The sequence below is a fragment of the Streptomyces sp. NPDC045695 genome (assembly GCF_056432025.1).
The window spans coordinates 668,272-688,543 of sequence record NZ_JBWKJU010000001.1 but is presented as its reverse complement, the minus strand read 5'-3'; the positions used below and the strand labels follow the sequence as shown (position 1 = coordinate 688,543).

The 20,272-nt window shown below is 73.8% G+C and carries 16 protein-coding genes; 3 read left to right on the top strand and 13 right to left on the bottom strand.

The window, feature by feature from the left end:
* Positions 1-173 precede the first annotated feature (173 nt).
* The 13 genes from AC07DU_RS03120 to AC07DU_RS03060 form a co-directional block, all read right to left on the bottom strand.
* Positions 174-353 (bottom strand): CsbD family protein, encoded by a 180-nt coding sequence (locus AC07DU_RS03120; protein WP_360890133.1) that lies wholly within the window; start codon positions 351-353, stop codon positions 174-176.
* 396 nt (positions 354-749) lie between these two features.
* A complete protein-coding gene (locus AC07DU_RS03115) occupies positions 750-1,940 on the bottom strand; it encodes a carboxylate-amine ligase (RefSeq protein ID WP_479109340.1) in 1,191 nt (396 codons plus the stop codon).
* Positions 1,941-2,093: 153 nt separating this feature from the next.
* Positions 2,094-2,933, bottom strand: a complete 840-nt coding sequence (locus tag AC07DU_RS03110; protein ID WP_360890127.1) for a class II glutamine amidotransferase — start codon at positions 2,931-2,933, stop codon at positions 2,094-2,096.
* Between the two features lie 140 nt (positions 2,934-3,073).
* On the bottom strand, positions 3,074-3,748 hold the full coding sequence (locus AC07DU_RS03105; protein WP_479109338.1) for an HAD family hydrolase: 675 nt from the start codon (positions 3,746-3,748) through the stop codon (positions 3,074-3,076).
* Positions 3,749-3,758: 10 nt separating this feature from the next.
* Positions 3,759-4,724 (bottom strand): LLM class F420-dependent oxidoreductase, encoded by a 966-nt coding sequence (locus AC07DU_RS03100; protein ID WP_479109336.1) that lies wholly within the window; start codon positions 4,722-4,724, stop codon positions 3,759-3,761.
* 102 nt (positions 4,725-4,826) lie between these two features.
* Positions 4,827-5,237, bottom strand: coding sequence for an SsgA family sporulation/cell division regulator (locus AC07DU_RS03095; protein ID WP_360890119.1), 411 nt, complete (start codon positions 5,235-5,237; stop codon positions 4,827-4,829).
* A 92-nt stretch (positions 5,238-5,329) separates the two neighbouring features.
* Positions 5,330-5,731, bottom strand: coding sequence for a hypothetical protein (locus AC07DU_RS03090; RefSeq protein ID WP_360890116.1), 402 nt, complete (start codon positions 5,729-5,731; stop codon positions 5,330-5,332).
* Positions 5,732-5,862: 131 nt separating this feature from the next.
* Positions 5,863-7,668 carry an ABC transporter ATP-binding protein gene (locus AC07DU_RS03085; protein WP_360890113.1) on the bottom strand — a complete coding sequence of 602 codons (1,806 nt, stop codon included), beginning with the start codon at positions 7,666-7,668 and terminating at the stop codon, positions 5,863-5,865.
* Positions 7,665-9,347, bottom strand: coding sequence for an ABC transporter transmembrane domain-containing protein (locus AC07DU_RS03080; protein ID WP_479030080.1), 1,683 nt, complete (start codon positions 9,345-9,347; stop codon positions 7,665-7,667). The genes AC07DU_RS03085 and AC07DU_RS03080 overlap by 4 nt, the downstream gene beginning before the upstream one ends.
* A gap of 122 nt (positions 9,348-9,469) precedes the next feature.
* Entirely contained in the window at positions 9,470-10,966 is a 1,497-nt protein-coding gene (locus AC07DU_RS03075; protein ID WP_479109334.1) for an AMP-binding protein, read from the bottom strand.
* A gap of 70 nt (positions 10,967-11,036) precedes the next feature.
* Complete coding sequence (locus AC07DU_RS03070) at positions 11,037-12,782, bottom strand: condensation domain-containing protein (RefSeq protein WP_479109332.1); 1,746 nt, start codon at positions 12,780-12,782, stop codon at positions 11,037-11,039.
* Positions 12,779-14,515, bottom strand: coding sequence for a carbamoyltransferase family protein (locus tag AC07DU_RS03065; RefSeq protein ID WP_479109330.1), 1,737 nt, complete (start codon positions 14,513-14,515; stop codon positions 12,779-12,781). Before AC07DU_RS03065 ends, AC07DU_RS03070 begins: the two co-directional genes overlap by 4 nt.
* A gap of 75 nt (positions 14,516-14,590) precedes the next feature.
* The gene (locus AC07DU_RS03060; protein ID WP_360890098.1) at positions 14,591-15,235 is read right to left on the bottom strand and encodes an XRE family transcriptional regulator; all 645 of its coding nucleotides are present in this window, start codon (positions 15,233-15,235) and stop codon (positions 14,591-14,593) included.
* Between the two features lie 431 nt (positions 15,236-15,666).
* On the opposite strand from AC07DU_RS03060, the gene AC07DU_RS03055 reads away from it, so the two are divergent.
* The 3 genes from AC07DU_RS03055 to AC07DU_RS03045 are packed head-to-tail and all read left to right on the top strand — an operon-like array spanning position 15,667 to position 20,228.
* Positions 15,667-17,058 (top strand): KamA family radical SAM protein, encoded by a 1,392-nt coding sequence (locus AC07DU_RS03055; RefSeq protein ID WP_479109328.1) that lies wholly within the window; start codon positions 15,667-15,669, stop codon positions 17,056-17,058.
* 21 nt (positions 17,059-17,079) lie between these two features.
* Positions 17,080-18,261 carry a capreomycidine synthase gene (vioD, locus tag AC07DU_RS03050; protein WP_479109326.1) on the top strand — a complete coding sequence of 394 codons (1,182 nt, stop codon included), beginning with the start codon at positions 17,080-17,082 and terminating at the stop codon, positions 18,259-18,261.
* Positions 18,258-20,228: an amino acid adenylation domain-containing protein gene (locus tag AC07DU_RS03045; protein ID WP_479109324.1), complete on the top strand. Its 1,971-nt coding sequence runs from the start codon at positions 18,258-18,260 to the stop codon at positions 20,226-20,228. The genes vioD and AC07DU_RS03045 overlap by 4 nt, the downstream gene beginning before the upstream one ends.
* The last annotated feature ends 44 nt before the right edge of the window (positions 20,229-20,272 follow it).

Genomic DNA, 20,272 nt, shown 5'->3' with positions numbered 1-20,272 from the left:
CCGAGTACTGGACGTACTCGGGCGCCCCGACAACGCGGCGAGGTGCGGTGCCGGACGACACGGGCCCGACAAGATCCGAAAGAGACGGCCTAGGGCCGTCCGCCCCCATGACGAGTGCCCCGCCCGGGCTTCCGCCCGGCGGGGCACTGGCTTCGGTCAGGTCGCGGCGGGGGTCACGACGTGCCGGTGGTCTTCTTGACCTTGCCCGATGCCTTCGACGTCATCTCCTCGGCCTTGCCGGTCACCTGCTCGCCGCGGCCCTCCGCCTGCATGCGCTGGTCGTCCATGGCGCCGCCAGCGCTCTCCTTGATCTTGCCCTTGACCTGCTTGGCCTTGCCCTTCGCCTTGCTCATGACGGGTTCCTTCCTGGAGTCGGTGCTGTCCACCCTGTTTCCGTGGCAGCCACACCGCAACTCGTGCCGGGCCGCGATGCGCACCGGGTTCGCCCGTTCAGTCGGGCGGTTCCGGCACCGGGGGCGGCTCGCCGGGTGCGGGCCGGCGGGGGGCCGGACGGGGGTCATGGGGCTTGGGGCCGGGACTCGGGGACACCGGATCGCGGGGTACCGGATCCGGCCTTTCCGGAGTGGGCCCGGGGCCTTCGGGCTCCGGTGCGGTGGTGGCCTGGGGAGTTACGGTCAGGGGGGTCACGGTCATGGGAGTCACGGTCACGGAGTTCCCTCGCTTCGGCTCTCAGCGTTCCGGGCGTGTTCGGGCGCCTGCCCGGCCCCCGCGGCGGCAAACGGGCCCCGTCAGGCTGCGGCCACGGCTTCCGCCAGACTGTCCACCACCTCGCTGAGCCGTCCGTGCCGTCGGTGTGCGGCCCGCTGCTGGGCCGCACCGTTGCCTTCGGCCCGTACGCGGTCGAGGAGGGCGTCCACGAGGGCCAGGTCGCCGGCGCCTGCGAGGCCCGGGGCCGCCCGGTCGCGCAGCCGGGCGAGCAGGTCCCAGGCCGGTACGAGGCAACCGCTGACCGGGTCGAGGCCGTAGCCGTCCAGGCCGTACGCGGCAGCGCAGCGGTGGGCCGCGCGCAGCCGGGAGCGCTCCGGCGCGGGGGCCGGGACGCCCTCGGCCGCCTCCGTGCGCACGGTGGCGGCGAGCCCCCGTACGAGGACCGCCAGGAGGACGACGGTGTCGATGCGGGCGTTCACGTCGGCGACCCGGATCTCCAGAGTCGGGACGTGCTCGGAGGGGCGGGCGTACCAGTAGATCATCCGCCGGTCCATGACCGTGCCGCTGTGTACGAGCGCGTCGGCGACCCTCTCGTACGCCGCCTCGTCGAGGACCGGGGCGGGCCCCACGGTGGGCCACTGGGCGTGCGCCACCGCGCGCCAGCTGGCGTAGCCGGTGTCCCGGCCGCGGTCGAAGGGTGAATTGGCGGCGAGCGCCTGGAGCGCGGGCAGCCACGGGCGCATCCGGTTGGCGAGGTCGAGGGCCTGCGCCCGGCCGTCCACCCCGATGTGGACGTGGCAGCCGCACACCGTCCAGTCGCGGTTGCCGAGGACCGGCGCGAAGCGCGAAGCCATCCGGTGGTAGCGCTCGTCGCGGGTGATGGTCAGGGGACGCTCCGGCGCCGTGACGGCCGTACCGGTCGCCAGCACCAGGCAGTCCTCGGCGGCCGCCGCCCGGACCACCTCGGCCCGCAGCCAGGCCAGCTCGGCCCGGAGCGCGGCGGGGCTCGTGGTGGGGCTGGTGCACACCTCCACCTGGGCGGTGAAGAATTCTGGCTGCACCAGGGGGCCGAGCGTGCGCGAGGCGGCTTCGATGACGCGTGGTCCGCGGCCCACAGGGGCGCGGCTGCTGCGGTCGACCAGCAGGAACTCCTCTTCGACGCCCATGGTCAGCGTCGGGGCCTCGCCGGGGTGTCGCTCTCGCGGCGCGGTGGACGTGCCGGTCGCTCCTTCACGATCGGCGGCGGCCGGGGTGGGGGCGGTCAGTGTCATCGCAAGGTGCCTCCGTCGATCGAGGCCGGTGGCCCGGACGGGCGCGCCGTCGGCCGGGTGATCGATCACGCGTTCGGCTCACCCAAGGGCACATACCCCCTCAAAAGGAGGCTCACGCGGGGTGGGGAGGGAGGGCCTGGCAGGGTCCTGCGCTCAGGGAAGTTCCGGGATGAAGGGGAGGTAGTCCGTGTCCGGGCCGGAGGGGATCACGGCGTAGCTCGCCTCGGGAAGCTCGTTCCACACGCCGGGCAGGTCCCCCAAGGGCTCCGAGACCACGATGCGGGAGTCGTCGGAGATCTGGCGGAGGTAGTCCACCTCCGGGTGGAGGTGGCGGACGGTCTCGGCGCGGCTGCTGTAGAAGAGCGACCGGGCCTTGCCCTGGCTGGAGTAGCGGAAGGCCCAGACCCGCTCACCGTCGCTGACCGCCACGGTCATCTGGAGCGGATCCGGCACGCCGTGTTCCTTGCCGAGGTGCTCCACCAGGCCCGCCATGCGGGCCACGGCGCCCGGGACGTCCTGGTCGAGGCCGAGGGTGACGGCCAGGTAGAACATCACCTCGGAGTCGGTCGACCCTTCGATGGCCGGGAAGAGCGCCGGGTCCACGGCCATGCAGAGGTCACGCTGCAACCGGGGGAAGTCGGCGATGGCCCCGTTGTGCATCCACAGCCAGCGGCCGTGGCGGAACGGGTGGCAGTTGGTCTGCTGGACGGCCGAGCCCGTCGAGGCACGCACGTGGGCGAAGAACAGGGGGGAGCGGACGTGCGCGGCGAGCTCGCGCAGGTTGCGGTTGTTCCAGGCCGGTCCGATGTCGCGGAAGACCGCCGGCGTGCCGTCGCCGTCCGCGCTGTACCAGCCGATGCCGAAGCCGTCCCCGTTGGTGGTCTCGACCCCCATACGAGCATGGAGACTCTGGTTGATCAGCGAGTGCTCCGGGCGGTAGAGCACGGCGTCGAGGAGCATGGGCGAGCCCGAATACGCGAGCCAGCGGCACATGCACATCATCCCCTTCCGCACCGCTCCCTTCACGGCATGCTCCGATCCTAACCCCGCGCCCGCGCTGCTTCAGGGCTCCCCCGCCGCAGCGCGGCCGCGCTGCGGCGGGCGGGTACGGCTGCCGCCCCGGGCTGGTGGGATCAGCCCGGTGCGGTGAGCCGTGAGAACGGGCTGTCACCGAGGCGGGCCAGGAGATCGGCCGGATCGGCGTAGACGGCCGCGGCCCCCGCCTCCTCCAGGTCCCGGCGCGGGATTCCGCCGCACAGCAGGCCGACACCGGTGACACCGGCCCGGGCCGCGGCCTTCATGTCCCAGACGCTGTCGCCCACGAACACCGCGCGCTCGGGCGGCACTTGAGCCATGCCGAGGGCGTGGAGCACCGGGTCGGGCGCGGGCTTGCCCTGCTCGACGTCCTCGGAGCTCGCCGTGTCGGTGAGGGCGTCGTCGGCGTCCAGGGCCCGGCGCAGGGCGCTCAGTTCCCGGTCCTTGGCGGAGGTGACGAGCAGGACCTTCCATTGCGCCCGCGACAGGGTGCGCAGGAGGTCGGCGGCCGCGTGCAGCGCGGGGATCCGCTCGAAGTAGGTGGCGTAGAGGGTGTCGTGGCCGGTGCTGAGCCGGTCGTCGCCGGTACGGTCCCGGTCGTCCCCCAGCACGTGGTCGAGGAGGTCTTCGCCGGGCAGGCCGATCGCCCGGTGGATGGCGTGCATGGGGACCTCGTGCCCGGCCTGGCGCAGCGCCTCCCACCAGGAGACGACGTGGAGGTGGTTGGTGTCCGTGAGGGTGCCGTCGACGTCGAAGAGAGCGGCGCGGTCCATGGCGGCGGCCTCACAGCTCCCGTAGGGCGGGCAGCAGTTTGGCCTCGGCCCATTCCAGGAAGGGCTGCTGCCGTTCGCCGCCGACCTGGACGAGGGCGACCTCGGTGAATCCCGCCTCCGCGTACGGGCGCACGGCGTCGACGAAGGCGTCCACGTCGTCGCCGCACGGGATGGCCTCGGCGACGTCCTCGGGCCGTACGTGCTGCGCGGCCTGCTCGAATCCGCCGGGGCCGGGGAGCTCGGCGTTCACCTTCCAGCCGCCGAGCGCCCAGCGGAACTGGTCGTGGGCTCGGGCGACCGCGGCGTCGCGGTCGGTGTCGTAGCAGACGGGGAGCTGGCCGATGCGCGGCTTGCCCGAGCCGCCGTGCGCGTCGAACTCCCGCAGGAGGTCGCGCTTCGGCTCGGTCGCGATCACGAGATCGCCGTAGCGGCCGGCGAGCTCGCAGGAGCGGGGCCCGGAGACGGCGATGCCGATCGGGGGCGGCTGGTCGGGGAGGTCCCAGAGCAGGGCGTTCTCGACGTCGAAGTGGACGCCGTGGTGGCTGACGCTCTCCCCGTCGAACATGCGCCGGATGATGCCGACGGCCTCCTCCAGCATCTCCAGGCGTACGGGGGCGGCCGGCCAGCCGGCTCCGACGACGTGTTCGTTGAGGTTCTCCCCCGAGCCCAGGCCCAGACGGAACCGGCCCCCGGACAGGATCTGCATCGTCGCCGCCTTCTGCGCGACGACCGCCGGGTGGTAGCGGAAGGTCGGACAGGTCACGTACGTCATGAGCGGGATCCGGGAGGTGGCCTGCGCGGCGGCGCCCAGGACGCTCCACGCGTAGGGGGCGTGGCCCTGCGAGTCCAGCCAGGGGAAGAAGTGGTCGGAGATGACGGAGAAGTCGAATCCCGCCCTCTCCGCGCCCACGACGTGGGACACCAGTTCCCGCGGTCCGGCCTGCTCGGTCATCATCGTGTATCCGATTCGCACCATAGGTGGCGCCTTGCCGCGATCACGCCCCGCGAAACCTCCGGCGGAGCAGGAGCCCGCGTACGGCCCAGCGTCACGTGCCGAGGACGAGGAGGGCCGCGCCCGTCAGCGGGCCAGGAACTCCTCGAGGAGCCTGTCGAGGTCGAGGAACTCCTCCCCCGCGGCGGTGACGGCGTACGTCTGCTCCAGGAAGCGGGTGAGCGCGCGGGTCTCCACGAACAGGACGGCGCCTTCCTGCCCTGCTGCTCCGAGCCCCCGCAGGGCGATGCGGACCTCGTCGGCGCCGTCCGCCCGGTGGGGGGCGAAGGTGACGTCTCCCTCGCCCACCGGGTGGTGGAGTCCCTCGGTGAGCATCTGCCGGTCGAAGTGCCAGCGGGCCAGGACGGTGGGGCCGTCGTAGAACGTCGCCCGCACCACGTACGGGTCCCCGTCGTCGTACGAGAAACGGGCGAGGAGCGGCACACGGCCCCGCGCCGAGTCGAGGCGGACAACGATCGGAGCGGTTGCGCAGGACATCGACAGGCCTCCCGGTGGGCGTCACGGCTGCTGTCGTGTTCCCCGCTTCGCCCGTGCCACACAGGGCCGTTCGAGGGAAGCGTCCCGCCGTGTCAGCCGGCGAGGGCCACGAGCCGTCGGTAGGCCAGCTGGTCCGCCTGTCGGGCCGTGAGGTGGACGCGCACCTCCACGAGGTGCTCCTTCAGGGCGGTGTAGCCGGCCGTGTAGGCCTCTTCCTGCTCCTCGGCGGCCGCCGGCACCCAGAGGATCAGCAGCTGCTCGTGCCTGCGGGCGCCGTCCGGCGCCGCGAAGGACAGCTCGTGGACGACCAGGCGCGCCTGGTTCCCGGGCAGGGCCTGGATCAGTTCCTCGTGCGTCAGATTGCCCTCCACCTCCTTCTCCAGCACGTTCGGGGCGTCCTCCAGGCGAAGGATCACGGTATTGACCTCCCGTGTCTCCTTCAGGTGCTGAAGGGCGTCGAGGCAACCTTCTGACAGGCCGATCTGGCGACTCACGGAAATTTCAGCCCTCTCCCGGCAGGCACCTCGGCGGCGCCCGTGCCGTTCGCGTCCAGCCTTCCACTCCGGACGACGTGTGCCGGGCACCGACAGGCTCGGATTTCGGGGGACGCGCACCGGCGCGCGCCTCAGCGGACCGAGCTCCACGACCGCCACAGGGCGGCGTAGGCTCCGTCGTTCGCCAGGAGTTCGCGGTGGCTTCCGAGCTCCACGATCCGGCCGCGGTCCATCACCGCGATCCGGTCGGCCTCCTGCACCGAGTCCAGGCGGTGCACGATGGACACCACCGTGCGCCCCTCGATCAGGGCGGCCAGCGAGCGTTCGACCTGCCGGGAGGCGGAGGAGTCGAGCAGCGCGGTGGCCTCGTCCAGCACGAGGGCGTGCGGGTCGGACAGCAGCAGGCGGGCGAGGGCCAGTTGCTGGGCGGCGGACGGGGACACCGGGGCCGCGCCCGCGCCGATCTCGCTGTCCAGGCCGTCGGGCAGCGACCGCGCCCAGTCCCCGAGCAGTACGGTCCGCAGCGCCGCCCACAGCTCCTCGTCCGGGCGGTCCTCCTCGTCGGCGAGCATGAGGTTGTCCCGCAGGGTGCCGCTGAAGACGTGCTGCTCCTGTGTCACCAGGACCACCTCGCGGCGCAGTTGGCCGACCGGCAGGTCGGTGAGGTCGGCGCCGCCGATGCGTACGGTGCCGCGGGTGGGGTGGTGCACGCCGGCGAGCAGCTTGCCCAGGGTGGACTTGCCGGCCCCGGAGGCGCCCACCACGGCGAGGCGTTCGCCCGGGGCGAGTTCGAGGTCGACGCCGCTGAGCACCTCGCGCCCCGGCCCGTAACCGAATCCGACGCCGTCGAGGCGGATGGCGTGGCCGTGGGTGGGGGCGACGGGCTTGGGCTCCTCGCGCGGGAGCCGTTCGACGCCGAGGATGCGGCGCAGGGCCGCGTTGCCGATCTGGAGTTCGTCGGTCCAGGTGAGCAGGTCGTTGAGGGGCTCGCCGAGGGCCTGGACGTAGAGCACCACGGCCGTGAGCGCTCCGAGGCCGACGGCGCCGCGCTGGTAGGCGAGTCCACCGATCAGCAGGGTGAGCGCCATCGGGACCATGGTGGCGAGGTCGAGGCTGGGGAACCAGACGGTCTGCAGCCAGGTGGTGCGCTGCCGGGTGCGGACCACGGCGTCGACGGCGGCGCCGTGCCGGCGGATCTGACGGGGCCCGAGGCCGAGGGACTCCACGGTGGCGGCGCCCCGGCTGGTCTCGTGGGTGACGGCGAGGACGTCGGCCTCCTGGGCGAGCAGCCGCTCGTACGCGGCGGTCGCCCGGGGCCGGTACCACCAGGTCGACAGGACCGCGAAGGGCACCCCTGCGAGCAGCCCGAGGGCCAGCAGCGGGGAGGTGAGCAGGATGGCGGCGAAGGTGAAGACCAGCGTGACGGCGGCCAGCGCGATGCGCGGGACGGCCTGCCGGATGGACTCGCTCAGGCGGTCGGCGTCGGTGGTGGCGCGGCTGAGCAGGTCGCCGGCGGAGACGGCCTCCACCTCGGCGAGCGGCAGCCCGAGGACCCGGCGGACGAACCCCTCACGGGTACGGGCGAGGACGCGTTCGCCGAGCAGCGTGGCCTGCACCTTGGCGGCGCGGGCCAGCAGCGCGTGGACGACGAGGATGGCCACGAAGGCCAGGGCGAGGACGTCGACGCGGGCGGTGGTGGTGCCCGCCTTGACCGACTCCACGAGGTGGCCGAGGAGGCGGGGCCCGGTCAGGCTCGCCACCAGAGCGGCGGCGAAGAGCACCAGGGTGAGGGTGATCCCGCCCGCGTTGCCGCGCAGGAACGCGCGCACCCAGGCGCGTACGTCGCCCCGGTCGGCCAGCGGCAGCCGGCCGGGCGCGGCGCCCGTGGCGCCGGCGGGGGCTGGGGTGGAGGCCGGTGCGGTCGCGGTGCTCGTCATGAGCGCGCTCCTTCCTTGGATGCGGGACGGCCGTCCGGGACGAGCCGGTGGACGCGGTCGGCGGCGCCCAGCCACAGCGGGCTGTCGCTGAACACCACGGTGGTGCGCCCGGACCGCAGCGCGGCCACCCGCTGGACCACGCGGGCCTCGGTCTGCGCGTCGACCGAGGCCGTCGGGTCCTCCAGGACCAGGACGTCGGGGGCGGCGAGCAGCGCGCGGGCCAGCACCAGGCGCTGGCGCTGGCCCCCGGACAGGGCCCGGCCGCCCTCGCCGAGTAACTCGTCCAGGCCGCCGGGCAGCGCCTCGACGACGTCGGCGGCGTCGGCGGCGAACAGGGCGTCGTCCAGGGCGCCCCGCGAGCGGGCCAGGCCCGCGGTCAGCTCCTCGCGCACGGCCCCGCTGAAGAGGGTGTCGGCGGGTCCGGAACGCAGCACGCGGGCGCGCAGTTCGCCGAGGTCGACGCGGTCGAGGGGGACCCCGCCGAGGAGGACGGAGGCGGGCCGCGGCTCCTCGCCGTGGCGGGTCAGGCGGTCGGCGAGCTCCCCGGCCAGGTCGGCGGGGGCGGCGATGACGGTGAGCAGGCCCGCCTCGGCGGTGACGCCGCTGTCCTGGTCGGTGAGGGAGAGCGGGCCGTCGGGGAGCGGCCGGGGGGAGGCGGGCTGCTCGGGCTGCGGGGTGATGCGCAGCAGGGTGCAGACACGGCCGGCCGCGACCTTGGCGAGGCTGAGGGTCTCGGCGGCCTCGGTGGCGGTGCTGACGGGCAGGGTGAGGAAGGCGGAGGCCCCGTAGAAGGCGACGAACTCGCCGGGGGTGATGGTGCCGTTCAGGGCCAGGCGGGCGCCGAGCCAGGCGATGCCGACGGTGACCAGGCCGGGCAGGAACACCCCGGCGGCCTGGAGCCACGCCTCCATCCGGCCCGCCGACTCCCCCGCCCGGCGCACCTGCTGGCTGGTGGCGCGGAAGCGTTCGGCGAAGCGGGCCTCGCCGCCGATGCCGCGCAGGATGCGCAGGCCGGCCACGATGTCGCCGGCCTGGGAGGTGGCGATGCCCATCTGTTCGCGCTGCTCCTCGTCGCGTTCCTGGAGCGGGCGCAGCAGGGGTCCGATGCCGAGGACGGCGGCGGGTACGCCGATGAGGACGGCGAGGCCGAGGACCGGTGAGGTGACGGTGAGCGCGACGGCGACGAGGACGGCGGCGACCACGGCGCCCACGGACCGGCCTACCACCTCGAAGGCGTGCCCGATGCTCTCCACGTCGGCGGCGGCGGAGGCGGCCACGTCCCCGGAGCGGGCCTTGTCGCGCAGGGTGGCTCCGAGCCGGGTGACCTGGCGCATCAGTACCCGGTGGGTGTGCGAGACGGCGTGCATCTCGGCGCCGACGGCGGCCTGGATCAGGCCGGCGCCGGCCACCGCCTGGAGGATGCCGAGGCCGAGCGCGACCAGGGCCCACACGTAGAGGCCGGCCGGGTCGTCGGCCCGGCCGGCGACGTCGATGGCCCGGCCGATGACCAGGGGCAGCAGGGCCAGCGGGACCATCCAGGCCACGCCGAGGAGGGCGCTGAGGAGCAGCGGCCCGGGCCGGATGCGCACGAGCCACCACAGGTAGGCCCAGGGGCCCCGGCTATCGGCTTCCGGTACGGCCTCGGGGGACACCGAGGCGTCGAACAGTCTGTTGGCCACGGGGGCTCCTGGTCCTGTCCGGCCGGTCGGGCCGGATCAGCGAACGGGGTCTGGTGCGGGCGGGGGGGGGTGGGGGGCGCTCCCGCGCCGAAGGCACGGGCGGGGAGGGGCCCGGCGCCGGATCAGAGGAAGAGGTCGCGGGTCGCGGCGCGGTCGACCTTGCCGGTGCGGGTGTGCGCGAGCGCGGGCACCGCGACGATGCGGTCGGGCACCAGGAACGCGGGGACGGACGCCCTGAGTTCCTCGCGCAGCGCCCGTACGTCGGGGGCGGCGTCCGGGGCGAACACCACGAAGGCGACGAGTGCGTTGTGGTCGCCCTTGGTGTGCTCGGCCGCGGCGACGGCCGAGACGCCGGGCAGGCGGCCGATCTGGTGTTCGACGTCCGGCAGGTCCACCCGGTGGCCGCGGATCTTGACCTGGTGGTCGGCGCGGCCCTGGAAGACGAGCATGCCGCCGGCGCCCTCGCGCACCAGGTCGCCGGTGCGGTACCAGCGGGCGGGGCCGTCGCCGAAGTCGGCTTCGACGAACCGGGCGGCGGTGCGTTCCGGGTCGTCGACGTAGCCGGTGGCCAGCTGCGGGCCGGCGAGGAACAGCTCCCCCGGTCCCTCGGGTTCCTCGTCGCGGGGGACGACGGCCTGCCGCACGGTGGGCAGGGGGTGCCCGATGGGGACGCCGTCCGCGAAGGGTCCCGCGGCCCCGGGGCCGGCGAGCAGCACGCTGTGGGTGACGAGCGCGGTCTCGGTGGAGCCGTACGTGTTGAGCAGCCGGACCCGGTCGGCGCCGAGCCGGTGCCAGCGTTCGAGCATGTCGGGGCGGACCGCCTCGCCGCCGATGACGACGGTGTCGAGGGAGTCGGGCAGGCGCAGGCCGTGTTCCAGCAGGTGACCGGTGAAGGTGTGCCAGTAGTCGACGGGCAGGTTGACCAGGGTGATCTCGGCGTCCGTGAGCAGCGGTCCGAGCATGGTCTCGCTGTCCTCGTCGATGACCAGGAGGCCGCCCGCGCAGAGCGTGGGCAGGATCTCCTCCAGGCTGGTGTCGCCGTCGGCGCGGTGGAAGTTCAGCGCGACGGTGTCCGGGCCGACCCCGTAGCGGGTGCGCAGTTCCGGGATCACCGCGTGCAGCGCACCGTGCGGGACGGCGGCGGCCTTGGGTGCGCCGGTGGAGCCGGAGGTGAACAGGACGTACGCCGGATCGTCGGCCCGTACGGGCTCGCCGGCCTCGCGGATCGGGGCGCGGGAGGCGCCCCAGTTGGGCCGCAGCAGCCGGTCGACGGCGGGGAGCCGGCCGGTGTCGGTGGTGGTGACGGCCTCCCGGCAGCCCAGTGCCCGCAGGGCGTCGTCCATGTGCGTGCCGGGCGCTTCGGTCACCGGCACGTATGCGCGGCCGGCCGCGAGCACGCCGAGGATGGCGGCGACGTCCCGGGCGCTGTGGTGGGTGGCGATGGCGACGGGTGGCTGGGGGCCGGGGGCGCGGGTGGCGGCCAGGTCGGCCACCGCCCCGGCCCAGCGGGCGAGTTGCCCGTAGCCGACGGTGTATCCGTTGTCGGTGATCGCGGGCCGGTCGGGGTCCGCTCGGGCGATGGCGAAGAAGGGGTCGACCACGCTGGGCAGGAGCGACATGAGGGGGCCTTCTCGAATTCTGTACGTGGGTTCTGTAGGTGGGCTCTGTACGGGGGTCGGCCGGCGGGCGTCAGCCCGCGGGCCGGACGAGCGCCGTGAGCGCGGCGCGGTGGTCGGCGGCGAGCCGGCCGATGGTGGCCGGATCGTGCAGGGTGGTGGAGTACCACCATTCGACCCGCAGCGCCCCGGCGTCGGTGGTGGCGATCACCTCGATGAGGTGGGGGCGCACCCAGTCGGGCCCGGTGATCTCACCGACCGGCTCGTCGGCGATGTCGAGCAGCAGGGTGCCGAGCGGGAGTCCGTCGGCGTCGTCGCCCTCGAAGTCGAACGACACGTCGCTGGGCGGGGCGCCGCGCAGGGCAGCGGAGATCCGGGGCCGGCCGTGCCGGCTCAGAGCCCCGTGGCCCACTCCCCCGCCGGGCAGGGCGGCGAGGTGGCCGACGGTGCGGGCGAGGCGTTCGGCGGGGGTGCCCGGGGTGAGGTCGAGGCGGACGGGGACGCTGGTGGTGAACCAGCCGGTGGTGCGGGTCAGGTCGCTGTCGCCGACGATCTCCTCGCGGCCGTGCCGCAGGACGTCCACCCGGACCGCGTCCTGGCCCTGCCAGGCGCCGAGCACCTCGCCGAGGGCGTGCAGCAGCAGGTCGCCGGGGTGGCAGCGGTGCGTGCGGGCCGCGTCGAAGAGCCGCGCGGTGAACTCGGTGCCGAATTCCGCGACATGGGTCTCGGCCGTCGCGGCGGTGTTCACCGCCCGGGGGTCACCGCCGTGGCCCTCGTCCGGGCCGTCGCCGTGGCCGTGCGCGGGGACCCGGTCGAGCGGGATCTGGCCGGGGGTGCGGGCCACCTCCGTCCACCACTCGCTCTCCGCCTCGGCCTCGGGAGTACGGGCGTACGCGGCGAGGGCCTGCGCCCACTCCGGGTAGCCGGTCCCCTCGCCGCAGCGGACGGCGTCACCGTCGCCGTCGTCACCGCCCTCACCGGCTGCGAGTGCGGCGTAGACCCGCTCCAGGTCGTCGATCAGGATGGACCAGGAGACCATGTCGAAGGCCAGCTGGTGGACGGCGATCAGGAGCCGGCCAGGGCGGGCCGGGCCGGCGTCGAACCACACGAAGCGGGTGACGCGGCCGGCCTCCGGGTCGAGGGAGCGCTGTTCGAGCGCGCAGCGCAGGGTGACGGCCTCGGAGAGGTCCGCGTCGTCGAGTTCACGGACGTCGACGGTGTCGAGGACGGCGTCGATCGGGGTGTCCGGGGTGAGGGCGGCGACCGTCTGCCGGGGGCGCTTGGCGGGCCGGGCCTCGACGGCCAGACGCAGCGAGGCGTGGCCGGCGACCAGTCGCCGTACGGCTTCGGCGAGCAGCGCGGGATCGAGGTCGGGGCGGGTGGTGAAGAGCAGCGACTGGTTCCAGTGGGCGCGGCCGCCCGTCTGTTCCTCCCAGCCCTGCTCCTGGGTGGGTGTCAGGAGCACCGGGCCGTGTGCCGCGCCGGGTTTCGCGAGGGGGGCGGCGCCCGTGTGGCGCCGGCCGGCCCGTTCGGTGACCAGGCGGGCGAGGTGCTCCACGGTCATGTCCTCGACGAACAGTTCGCGGAGCTGGACGCGCACGCCGTACGAGGCTTCGATGCGGCGGGCGACGCGGATGAGGTCGAGCGAGTCGACGCCGAGGTCGCGCAGCGGTGCGGTGAGGTCCGGGGCCGGTTCGAGGACGGCTTCGGCGATCCAGTCGGTGAGGTGGGCGCGTACGCCGTCCGGAGCGACCGGGGCGACTGAGGCATCGGCGCCCGCGTCGGCGGAGTGCGGTTTCGGCCGGGCCGGGGCGCTCACGCGTGGCCTCCCTCACCCAGTGCGCCCGCGGGGCGGCTGACAAGGAAGGGGCCGAGGGCGAGGGCGTCCATGGGCAGCCGGTGGAAGGTGGCGAGGGCGTCGCCGGGGCTGCACACGACGGGTTCGTCGCGGCCGTTGAAGGAGGTGTTGAGCACGACGGCGGTCCCGGTGTGCCCGCCGACCGCGCCGATCAGGTGGTGGTAGAGCGGGTCCGTCTCGCGGGAGACGGTCTGCGGACGGGTGGTGCGGTCGCTGTGCACGACGGCGGGCATGGCCTCGGCGCCGGCTTCGGTGACCGGAGTCGTGACGATCATGTACGGGAGCGGGGTGCCGGTGCCGATGAGGGCGGGGGCGGCCTCCTCCTGCATGCTGGGGGCGAACGGCCGCCAGGCCTCGCGGTCCTTGATGCGGACGTTGACCCGGTCGCGGGTGCTCTCGGGCGAGGGCACGGCGAGCATGCTGCGGTGTCCGAGGGCGCGCGGTCCCCCTTCGGCGCGGCCCTGGAACCAGCCGACGACGCCGCCGCGGGCCAGGGTCGCGGCGGTGGCGGTGGCGATGTCCTCGTGCTCGGTGTAGGCGGTGCCGGAGGCGTCCAGGACCCGGCGGATGCTGTCCGGGGACCACTGGGGGCCCCAGGCCACCGAGCCGGACATCGGGCGGATCCGGTCGCCCTCCTGGGCGGCGACCAGGACGGCCGCGCCGAGGCTGACGCCCTGGTCGCCGGCGAGCGGCTGGACGAACAGGTCGCCGACCTCGGGCAGGCGCATCAGCTTGCCGTTGAGGGTGGCGTTGAAGCCGACGCCACCCGCGATCATCAGGGTGCTCTCGCCGGTTTCCCGGAGCAGGCCCCGGACCAGTGCGATGACGGCCTGTTCGAGGGCGGCCTGGGCGGTGGCGGCGGTGTCCCGGTACTCGAAGGGGTCGCGCTCGGTGACCTTGGTGAAGCGGCCGGTGCGCGGGTCGAAGCGGCGCACGGAGCGGTTGGGGGGCTCGGGGAGGGTCCGCTCCAGGTGCTCCAGCCAGTGCCGGATGGTGGCGGTCTCCTCGTCGGTCGTGCCGGTGGAGCGCAGGTCCGGGGGGACCACGCCGATGCTGAAGTCCTCGTCGGCGAAGGTGAAGGCGCCGCCGAAGGTGAGGTCCTGGGGGCGCCCGTAGGAGGCCAGGCCCATCATCTTTCCGGCGGCGTCGGCGCCGAGGCCGGCGTACTCGCAGACGGCGGCGTAGAAATAGCCGAGCGACCAGCCGGGCGTATGGGCCCGCAATGTCTTGATTTCGCCGTTGATGCCGACGGCGAGGGTGGTACTCGCGTCCTCTCCCTGGCCGTCCAGGACGAGGATCGCTCCCCGTTCGCGGCCGGAGAGGTGGTAGGCGCTGGCCGCGTGGGCCAGGTGGTGGTTGACGAAGGTCAGCCGGGGGTCGCGGGTACGCGGGAACAGCTGCTTGGGCAGCAGGTGTTCCAGGGCGTCGGCTTCGCCGGCGAACCAGTCCAGGCCGCGGTCGGCGAAGAGCTTGGGAAGGTCCCACCCGTGGGCGACGACGTCTATGTCGCCCAGGGTGAGACCTCCTTCGGCGAGGCAGTACGCGACCGCGTTGAGGGGCGCCTCGCCGTAGGCGTGCTTGTTGCGGGTGAAACGCTCCTCCTCGGCCAGGGCGATCACTTCGCCGTCCACGACGAGGCAGGCAGCGCCGTCGTGGCTGGCGCCGGGCCAGCCGTTGACTCCGAGCACACGCATGGTCAGTCCCCAAAGGTCGATCGAATCGTCCGGTTACGCCAACCGATCTTGTCGATCAGGGGAGTTGTACACGACCTACCGGGTTGTGCGGAGATCCGGCCGGGGCTCCGCACCGGCGTCCTGACGGAGATCGGGCCGACGGCCCGGCCGCGGCTCGGCGCGCAGATCGGGGTGGAGGTGGGCGGGGAGCGGGGGGCGCAGATCGGGGCGCAGATCCGCCGCGAAGATCGCCGAGGCCGCCTTGAGCACCTCGTTGGCGTGTCTCAGTTGCTCCACCTCCCGGCGCAACCGGTGCAGTTCCGCCCTTTCGCGTCTGGACAGGGGGCCCTCGTCGGCGCCGGCGCGCTCGGCTCGCGGGGCCTCCGCCTGGCCGGGGACGCGGCCCCTGTCCGCCGCGGATGGCTCCGGTACCGCGCGAGGGCGTCCGACCGGCTCGTACGGGGCCCCGCGGGCTTCCAGTTCCTTGCTGACGCGGTGCCAGTGACGGGTCCACGCGGCGGCGTCGCCGTCGCAGGCGGCCACGTAGGCGAGGGTGACTTTCAGCGATGGCATGTGCAAACCACGGGCCGCCTCGGAGAGGGTGGCGACGGAGTAGTGGGCGCGTTTCGCCATGATCCGGTAGGAGGGATTGCCGACCTGGCGCCTGAGGGCGCGCAGGGCATGGGCGAATTCCTCCAGCGGTCCGGCCGTGGGATCGAGTAACCGCTCTGGCCTGGCCATGTTCCCCCCTGGGAAGTCGATCATCTCGGTTGAGCGCGCGATCACAAGCCCACGCAACGGCTGTTGGCTGATCGCGGGCGCGGCGGTACAACCCTCCGTCGGTTGACGTGGTCGGCGTACAACCGCCGCAAGGGGCCACATGGGAAATTGGTACATGCCACTGACATTTCGATCAAGTGAGCATCCGGGAAATCGAGCCATACAACGGTCGTGTCGACCGGTTTCGTGCGAACCCGGCCATCGCCCCGGAAGGCGGCCCTTCACGTTCCGGTTCGCCGTCGCCCGGGGCCACCACCCCCCTCTGTTGTACAGGAGTGCACCCCGTCGGCGCCCCGTACAACGGTCCCCCCTCGTGTACAACTCCGCAGCTCTGCAAGATCGGTCCACGTCAGGCGATACGGCCGAAACGGACGGGAATGGGTGGCGACGCGGTGAACACAGCACGCAGCCAAGCGGAATCAAAACCGCCGGAAGGCGTGTACGAGTACCGGCGCGGCGAACTCGTCGAGCCGGACTGGCGTCGGTTCCCGGGCTGGCGGGAGGTCACCGAGGCGGAGTGGGCCGACGCCCAGTGGCAGCGCGCCCACTGCGTGAAGGACGCGAAGGGCCTGCGGGCCGTCGTCGGGGACCTGCTCGACGAGGAGTTCTACGCGGACTGGGAGCAGGACCGGCTGTACCGGGCGACCATGTCGGTCCTGCTGCCGCCCCAGATGATCAACACGATCGCCCCGCAGGTGGCCGGCTCCCGGCCGGGCGAGCTGACGAAGGCCTTCTACGACGACCCGGTGCGCCGCTACATGCTCCCGGTGTTCTCCGACCGGCACACCCGATGGCCCTCGCACCCGATGGCCAGCCGGGACTCCCTGCACGAGCAGGACATGTGGGTGGTCGAGGGACTGACCCACCGCTACCCGACGAAGGTGCTGGCGGAACTGCTCTCCACCTGCCCGCAGTACTGCGGGCACTGCACCCGGATGGACCTGGTCGGCAACTCCACCCCCCAGGTGACCAAGAACAGGCTGACCCTCAAGCCGCTCGACCGGGCCGAGCGGATCCTCGACCACCTGCGCCGCACCCCCGGCATCCGCGACGTCGTGGTGTCCGGCGGCGACCTGGCCAACCTGCCCTGGCCCCGGCTGGAGAGCTTCCTGTCGGGACTGCTGGAGATCGACTCCATCCGGGACATCCGGCTGGCCAGCAAGGCGCTGATCGGGCTGCCGCAGTACTGGTCTTCGGGCCCCGTGCTGGAGGGCGTCGCCCGGATCGCCGCGACCGCCAGGGCCCGGGGCGTGCAGGTCGCCCTGCACACCCACGCCAACGCGGCCCAGCAGGTGACCCCGCTGGTGGCCGGTGCGGCCCACGCCCTGCTGGCGGCCGGGCTGCGCGACGTACGCAACCAGGGGGTGCTGATGCGCGGGGTCAACGACAGCGCGCACGAGCTGCTCGACCTCTGCTTCGCGCTCACCGACCACGCGGCCGTGACGCCCTACTACTTCTACATGTGCGACATGATCCCCAACGCCGAGCACTGGCGCGTCCCGCTGCACCGGGCGCAGCTGCTCCAGCGTCAGATCATGGGCTATCTGCCCGGGTTCTCCACCCCTCGCATCGTGTGCGACGTGCCGTTCGCCGGCAAGCGGTGGGTGGACCAGACCGATGCCTACGACCGGGACCTCGGCATCTCCCACTGGAGCAAGAGCTACCTGACCCCGCTGGAGGCCGCGGCTCCGGACGCCCACAGCGGCTCGTACCACTACTACGACCCCATCGACACCCTCCCGGCATCCGGGCAGCGGTGGTGGCGGGACACCCGTCAAGGGTAGAGAAGGGACAGTTGCACAGCCATGAGCAGTCTGCGTCCGCAGCGGGAGACGATCCCGGAAGATCCTCCGGTCCTGGAGGAGTGGTACCGCCGGCACCTGGGCCCCGGCCTGTACGACATCAGCTCCAGCGGCGTCCATCCGTACACCTTCGCCGAGATACGCGAGATGTGCGGCATCGGCCAGGAAGACCTCGACGCGATCGTCATGGACGACAGCGTCTCCCAGGGCGGGGCCGGCATCCGCCGGGCGATCGCCGACCGGTACGCCGCCGGGGACGCCGACCGGATCCTGGTCACCCACGGATCCAGCGAGGCCATCTCCCTCACCCTGAACACCCTGCTGCGGCCCGGCGACCGGGTGGTCGTCCAGGAGGGCATCTACCACTCGCTCGGCCACTACCCGCGTGAGGCCGGCTGCGAGGTGGCGGTGCTGCCTGCTTCGGCCGTGCGCGACGGGGAGATCGACCCGCAGGTGCTGGGCTCGCTGGTCACGCCGGGGACGGCCGCCCTGATCGTCAACTTCCCGCACAACCCGAGCGGGGCGACGCTCTCGCCCCTGGGCCTCAAGGCCCTGGCGGCGACGGTCGCGGAGGCCGGAGCGGTGCTGGTGTGGGACGCGGCGACCGCCGAGATCGCGCACCGGTGGGAGGCACTGCCCGACCCCGGCACGCTCTACGGGCCCACGCTGCGGACGGTGTCCTACGGGACCTTCTCCAAGACCTTCGGCCTGCCCGGACTGCGGGTCGGCTGGGCCGTCGCCGAACCGGAGCTGCTGCGGGCCACCTTCCCGCTGCGCGACCGGACCACGCTGTTCCTGTCGCCGCTGGTGGAGCTCGTCGCCGAGCGGGCGATGCGGGCCGCGGACCGGCTGATCGGGCTGCGCGCCGCCGAGGCCGGGCGCAATCTGGCCCACCTGCGCGGATGGATGGCCGAGCACGAGGACCTGGTGCGCTGGCGGGAGCCCGAGGGCGGCGTGAGCGCGCTCCTGGTCTTCCGCGCGCTGGAGCGGCCCGGGACGGCGCCGGGTGCGGTGGAGGAGCTGTGCCTGGAGCTGCTGGAACGCCACCGGACGCTGCTGGTGCCGGGTACCGCCTTCGGCGTGCCGCAGGGCGTCCGGCTGGGCTTCGGCGGCGGCGAGGCGGACTTCCGGGCCGGGCTGGCGCAGTTGTCGGCGTTCCTGCGCGGGCGCGGGGCCGGCCAATGAGCGCGCAGGCCGCGGCGGCGGCGTCCGGCCCGGTGTCCGGGGCGGTGGACTTCCTGGACGGCTGGGAGCGTGCGGTACGGGCGTACGGGGACGCGCCCGCGCTGGTGACCCCGGCGCGCGGCGTGCTGACGTACCGGGCGATGGACCGGCTCACCGACACGTGGGCGGGCTCCTTCGCCGGGCGCGGCGCCGGGCCGGGGACGATCGTGGGCCTGGCCTTCGGCGACCCGGCCGGGACCGTGCTGGGCATGGTCGCGGCTCTCAAGAGCGGGGCCGGCTTCACCGTGCTCGACGACCGGCTGCCGCAGCCGGCCCGGGACGACCTGGTCCGGCGGGTCGCGGCGGTGGTGTGGGCCGGCGACGGTACGCACGCGCCGGACGGGGCGTACGTACCGGATGGCGGGCGGGACGGGCGCGACACCGGATGGACCCGGCACCTGCACGAGGAGCGGGAACACGGCCCGGGCCCGGACCGCGGCGCGGAGCCCGGCCGGGACGAACACATGACGACGCACCGGGACGGGGCCGTGGGCACGGACCGCGACCCGGAACACGACGTCGCCTACGTCCTGTTCACCTCCGGCTCCACCGGCCGGCCCAAGGGCACGGTGGTCGAGCGCGGCTCGCTGGGCCGGTTCGCGACGGCGCTCGCCGAGCGGCTCGCCCTGACCTCGGGGGACCGCTGGCTCCAGGTCGCCTCGCTCGGCTTCGACGTGGTGATCGAAGAGGTCTTCCCGGCGCTGGTCGCCGGCGCGGCGGTGGTGTGCCGCGAGGACAGCGAACCGCTGGAGCCCGCGGAGCTGCACGCGCTGATGGCGGCGACGGGTTCGACCGTGGTGGAGCTGTCCACGCAGTACTGGCTGGAGTACGCCCGCTGGTTGGAGGAGCGCGGGCTGACCACCCCGCCGGGGCTGCGGACGGTGGTGGTGGGCGGCGAGCGGATGGACCCCGAGCCGTACCGGGCGTGGCAGCGCCGCCAGCCGGCCGCGCTGGCCCACGTCTACGGGCTCACCGAGTGCACCGTCAGCTCCACCCTGTACACCGGACTGCTGCCCGCGGACGCGGTGGAGGTGCCGCTGGGCACGCCGTTGCGGGACGTGCAGGTGACCGTACGCCGCGACGGGCACCCCGTGCCGCCCGGCGAGACGGGCGAGATCCACATCGGCGGGCCGCTGGTGGCGCGGGGCTTCCTGGACGACGAGGCGGCCACGCGGCAGCGGTTCGCTCCCGACCCGTACGACGGCCGGCCCGGCGCCCGGACGTACGCGACCGGAGACCTGGGGCGGTTCGACGAAGCGGGCCACCTCGTCTTCCTCGGCCGGGTGGACGACCAGCTCAAGATCCGCGGCCACCGGCTGGAGCCGGCGCTCGTGGAGCGCGCGCTGTGCGACAGCCCGGACGTGGACCGTGCCGTGGTCATTCCCGACCCGGCCACAGGCACGGCCCTGTGGGCCTTCACCGTCCCGGCCGACCCGGCGCTCTCCCCGCCGCCGGGCACGGCTCCCCGGCTCCCCGCCGCCGACCGCGACGCCCTGGTCGCCCGGCTCGCGGCGGACCTGCCCGACTGGGCCGTCCCGCACGTCCTGCACCGGGTGGCGGCCCTGCCCAAGACCCCGCACGGCAAGGTGGACAAGCGCACCCTGGCCCGATGGGCCGGCGAAGCCGGGAGCACGCCGCCGGCGCAGGTCCGGCAGGACCCGGTAGGGGAGCAGGCGCTCGACCCGGCGCTGGACGAGTCGCTGGACGAGGTGCTCGGGATCTTCCGGGACGTGCTCGCGCAGCCGCGGCTCGGGCCCGACGACAACTTCTTCGACCACGGCGGGCAGTCCCTGCTCGCCATGCGGCTGCTCGCGCGCCTGCGCGAGCGCTTCCCGGCCGCCGCCGGCCTGCGGGCGAGCGCACTGTTCTCGCTCCCGACGCCCCGGCTCCTGAGCGAGAGGCTCCACGCTCGCCGCGCCGCAAGCTAGCGGCCAAGGCCGAGCGCCAAGGCAGTACCCCGAGGGCCCCGGGT

Coding starts and splice junctions, on each gene's coding strand:
- AC07DU_RS03120 (WP_360890133.1), bottom strand. CDS start 353: ATGAGCAAGGCGAAGGGCAAGGCCAAGCAGGTCAAGGGCAAGATCAAG.
- AC07DU_RS03115 (WP_479109340.1), bottom strand. CDS start 1,940: ATGACACTGACCGCCCCCACCCCGGCCGCCGCCGATCGTGAAGGAGCG.
- AC07DU_RS03110 (WP_360890127.1), bottom strand. CDS start 2,933: ATGTGCCGCTGGCTCGCGTATTCGGGCTCGCCCATGCTCCTCGACGCC.
- AC07DU_RS03105 (WP_479109338.1), bottom strand. CDS start 3,748: ATGGACCGCGCCGCTCTCTTCGACGTCGACGGCACCCTCACGGACACC.
- AC07DU_RS03100 (WP_479109336.1), bottom strand. CDS start 4,724: ATGGTGCGAATCGGATACACGATGATGACCGAGCAGGCCGGACCGCGG.
- AC07DU_RS03095 (WP_360890119.1), bottom strand. CDS start 5,237: ATGTCCTGCGCAACCGCTCCGATCGTTGTCCGCCTCGACTCGGCGCGG.
- AC07DU_RS03085 (WP_360890113.1), bottom strand. CDS start 7,668: ATGACGAGCACCGCGACCGCACCGGCCTCCACCCCAGCCCCCGCCGGC.
- AC07DU_RS03075 (WP_479109334.1), bottom strand. CDS start 10,966: ATGTCGCTCCTGCCCAGCGTGGTCGACCCCTTCTTCGCCATCGCCCGA.
- AC07DU_RS03065 (WP_479109330.1), bottom strand. CDS start 14,515: ATGCGTGTGCTCGGAGTCAACGGCTGGCCCGGCGCCAGCCACGACGGC.
- AC07DU_RS03060 (WP_360890098.1), bottom strand. CDS start 15,235: ATGGCCAGGCCAGAGCGGTTACTCGATCCCACGGCCGGACCGCTGGAG.
- vioD (WP_479109326.1), top strand. CDS start 17,080: ATGAGCAGTCTGCGTCCGCAGCGGGAGACGATCCCGGAAGATCCTCCG.
- AC07DU_RS03045 (WP_479109324.1), top strand. CDS start 18,258: ATGAGCGCGCAGGCCGCGGCGGCGGCGTCCGGCCCGGTGTCCGGGGCG.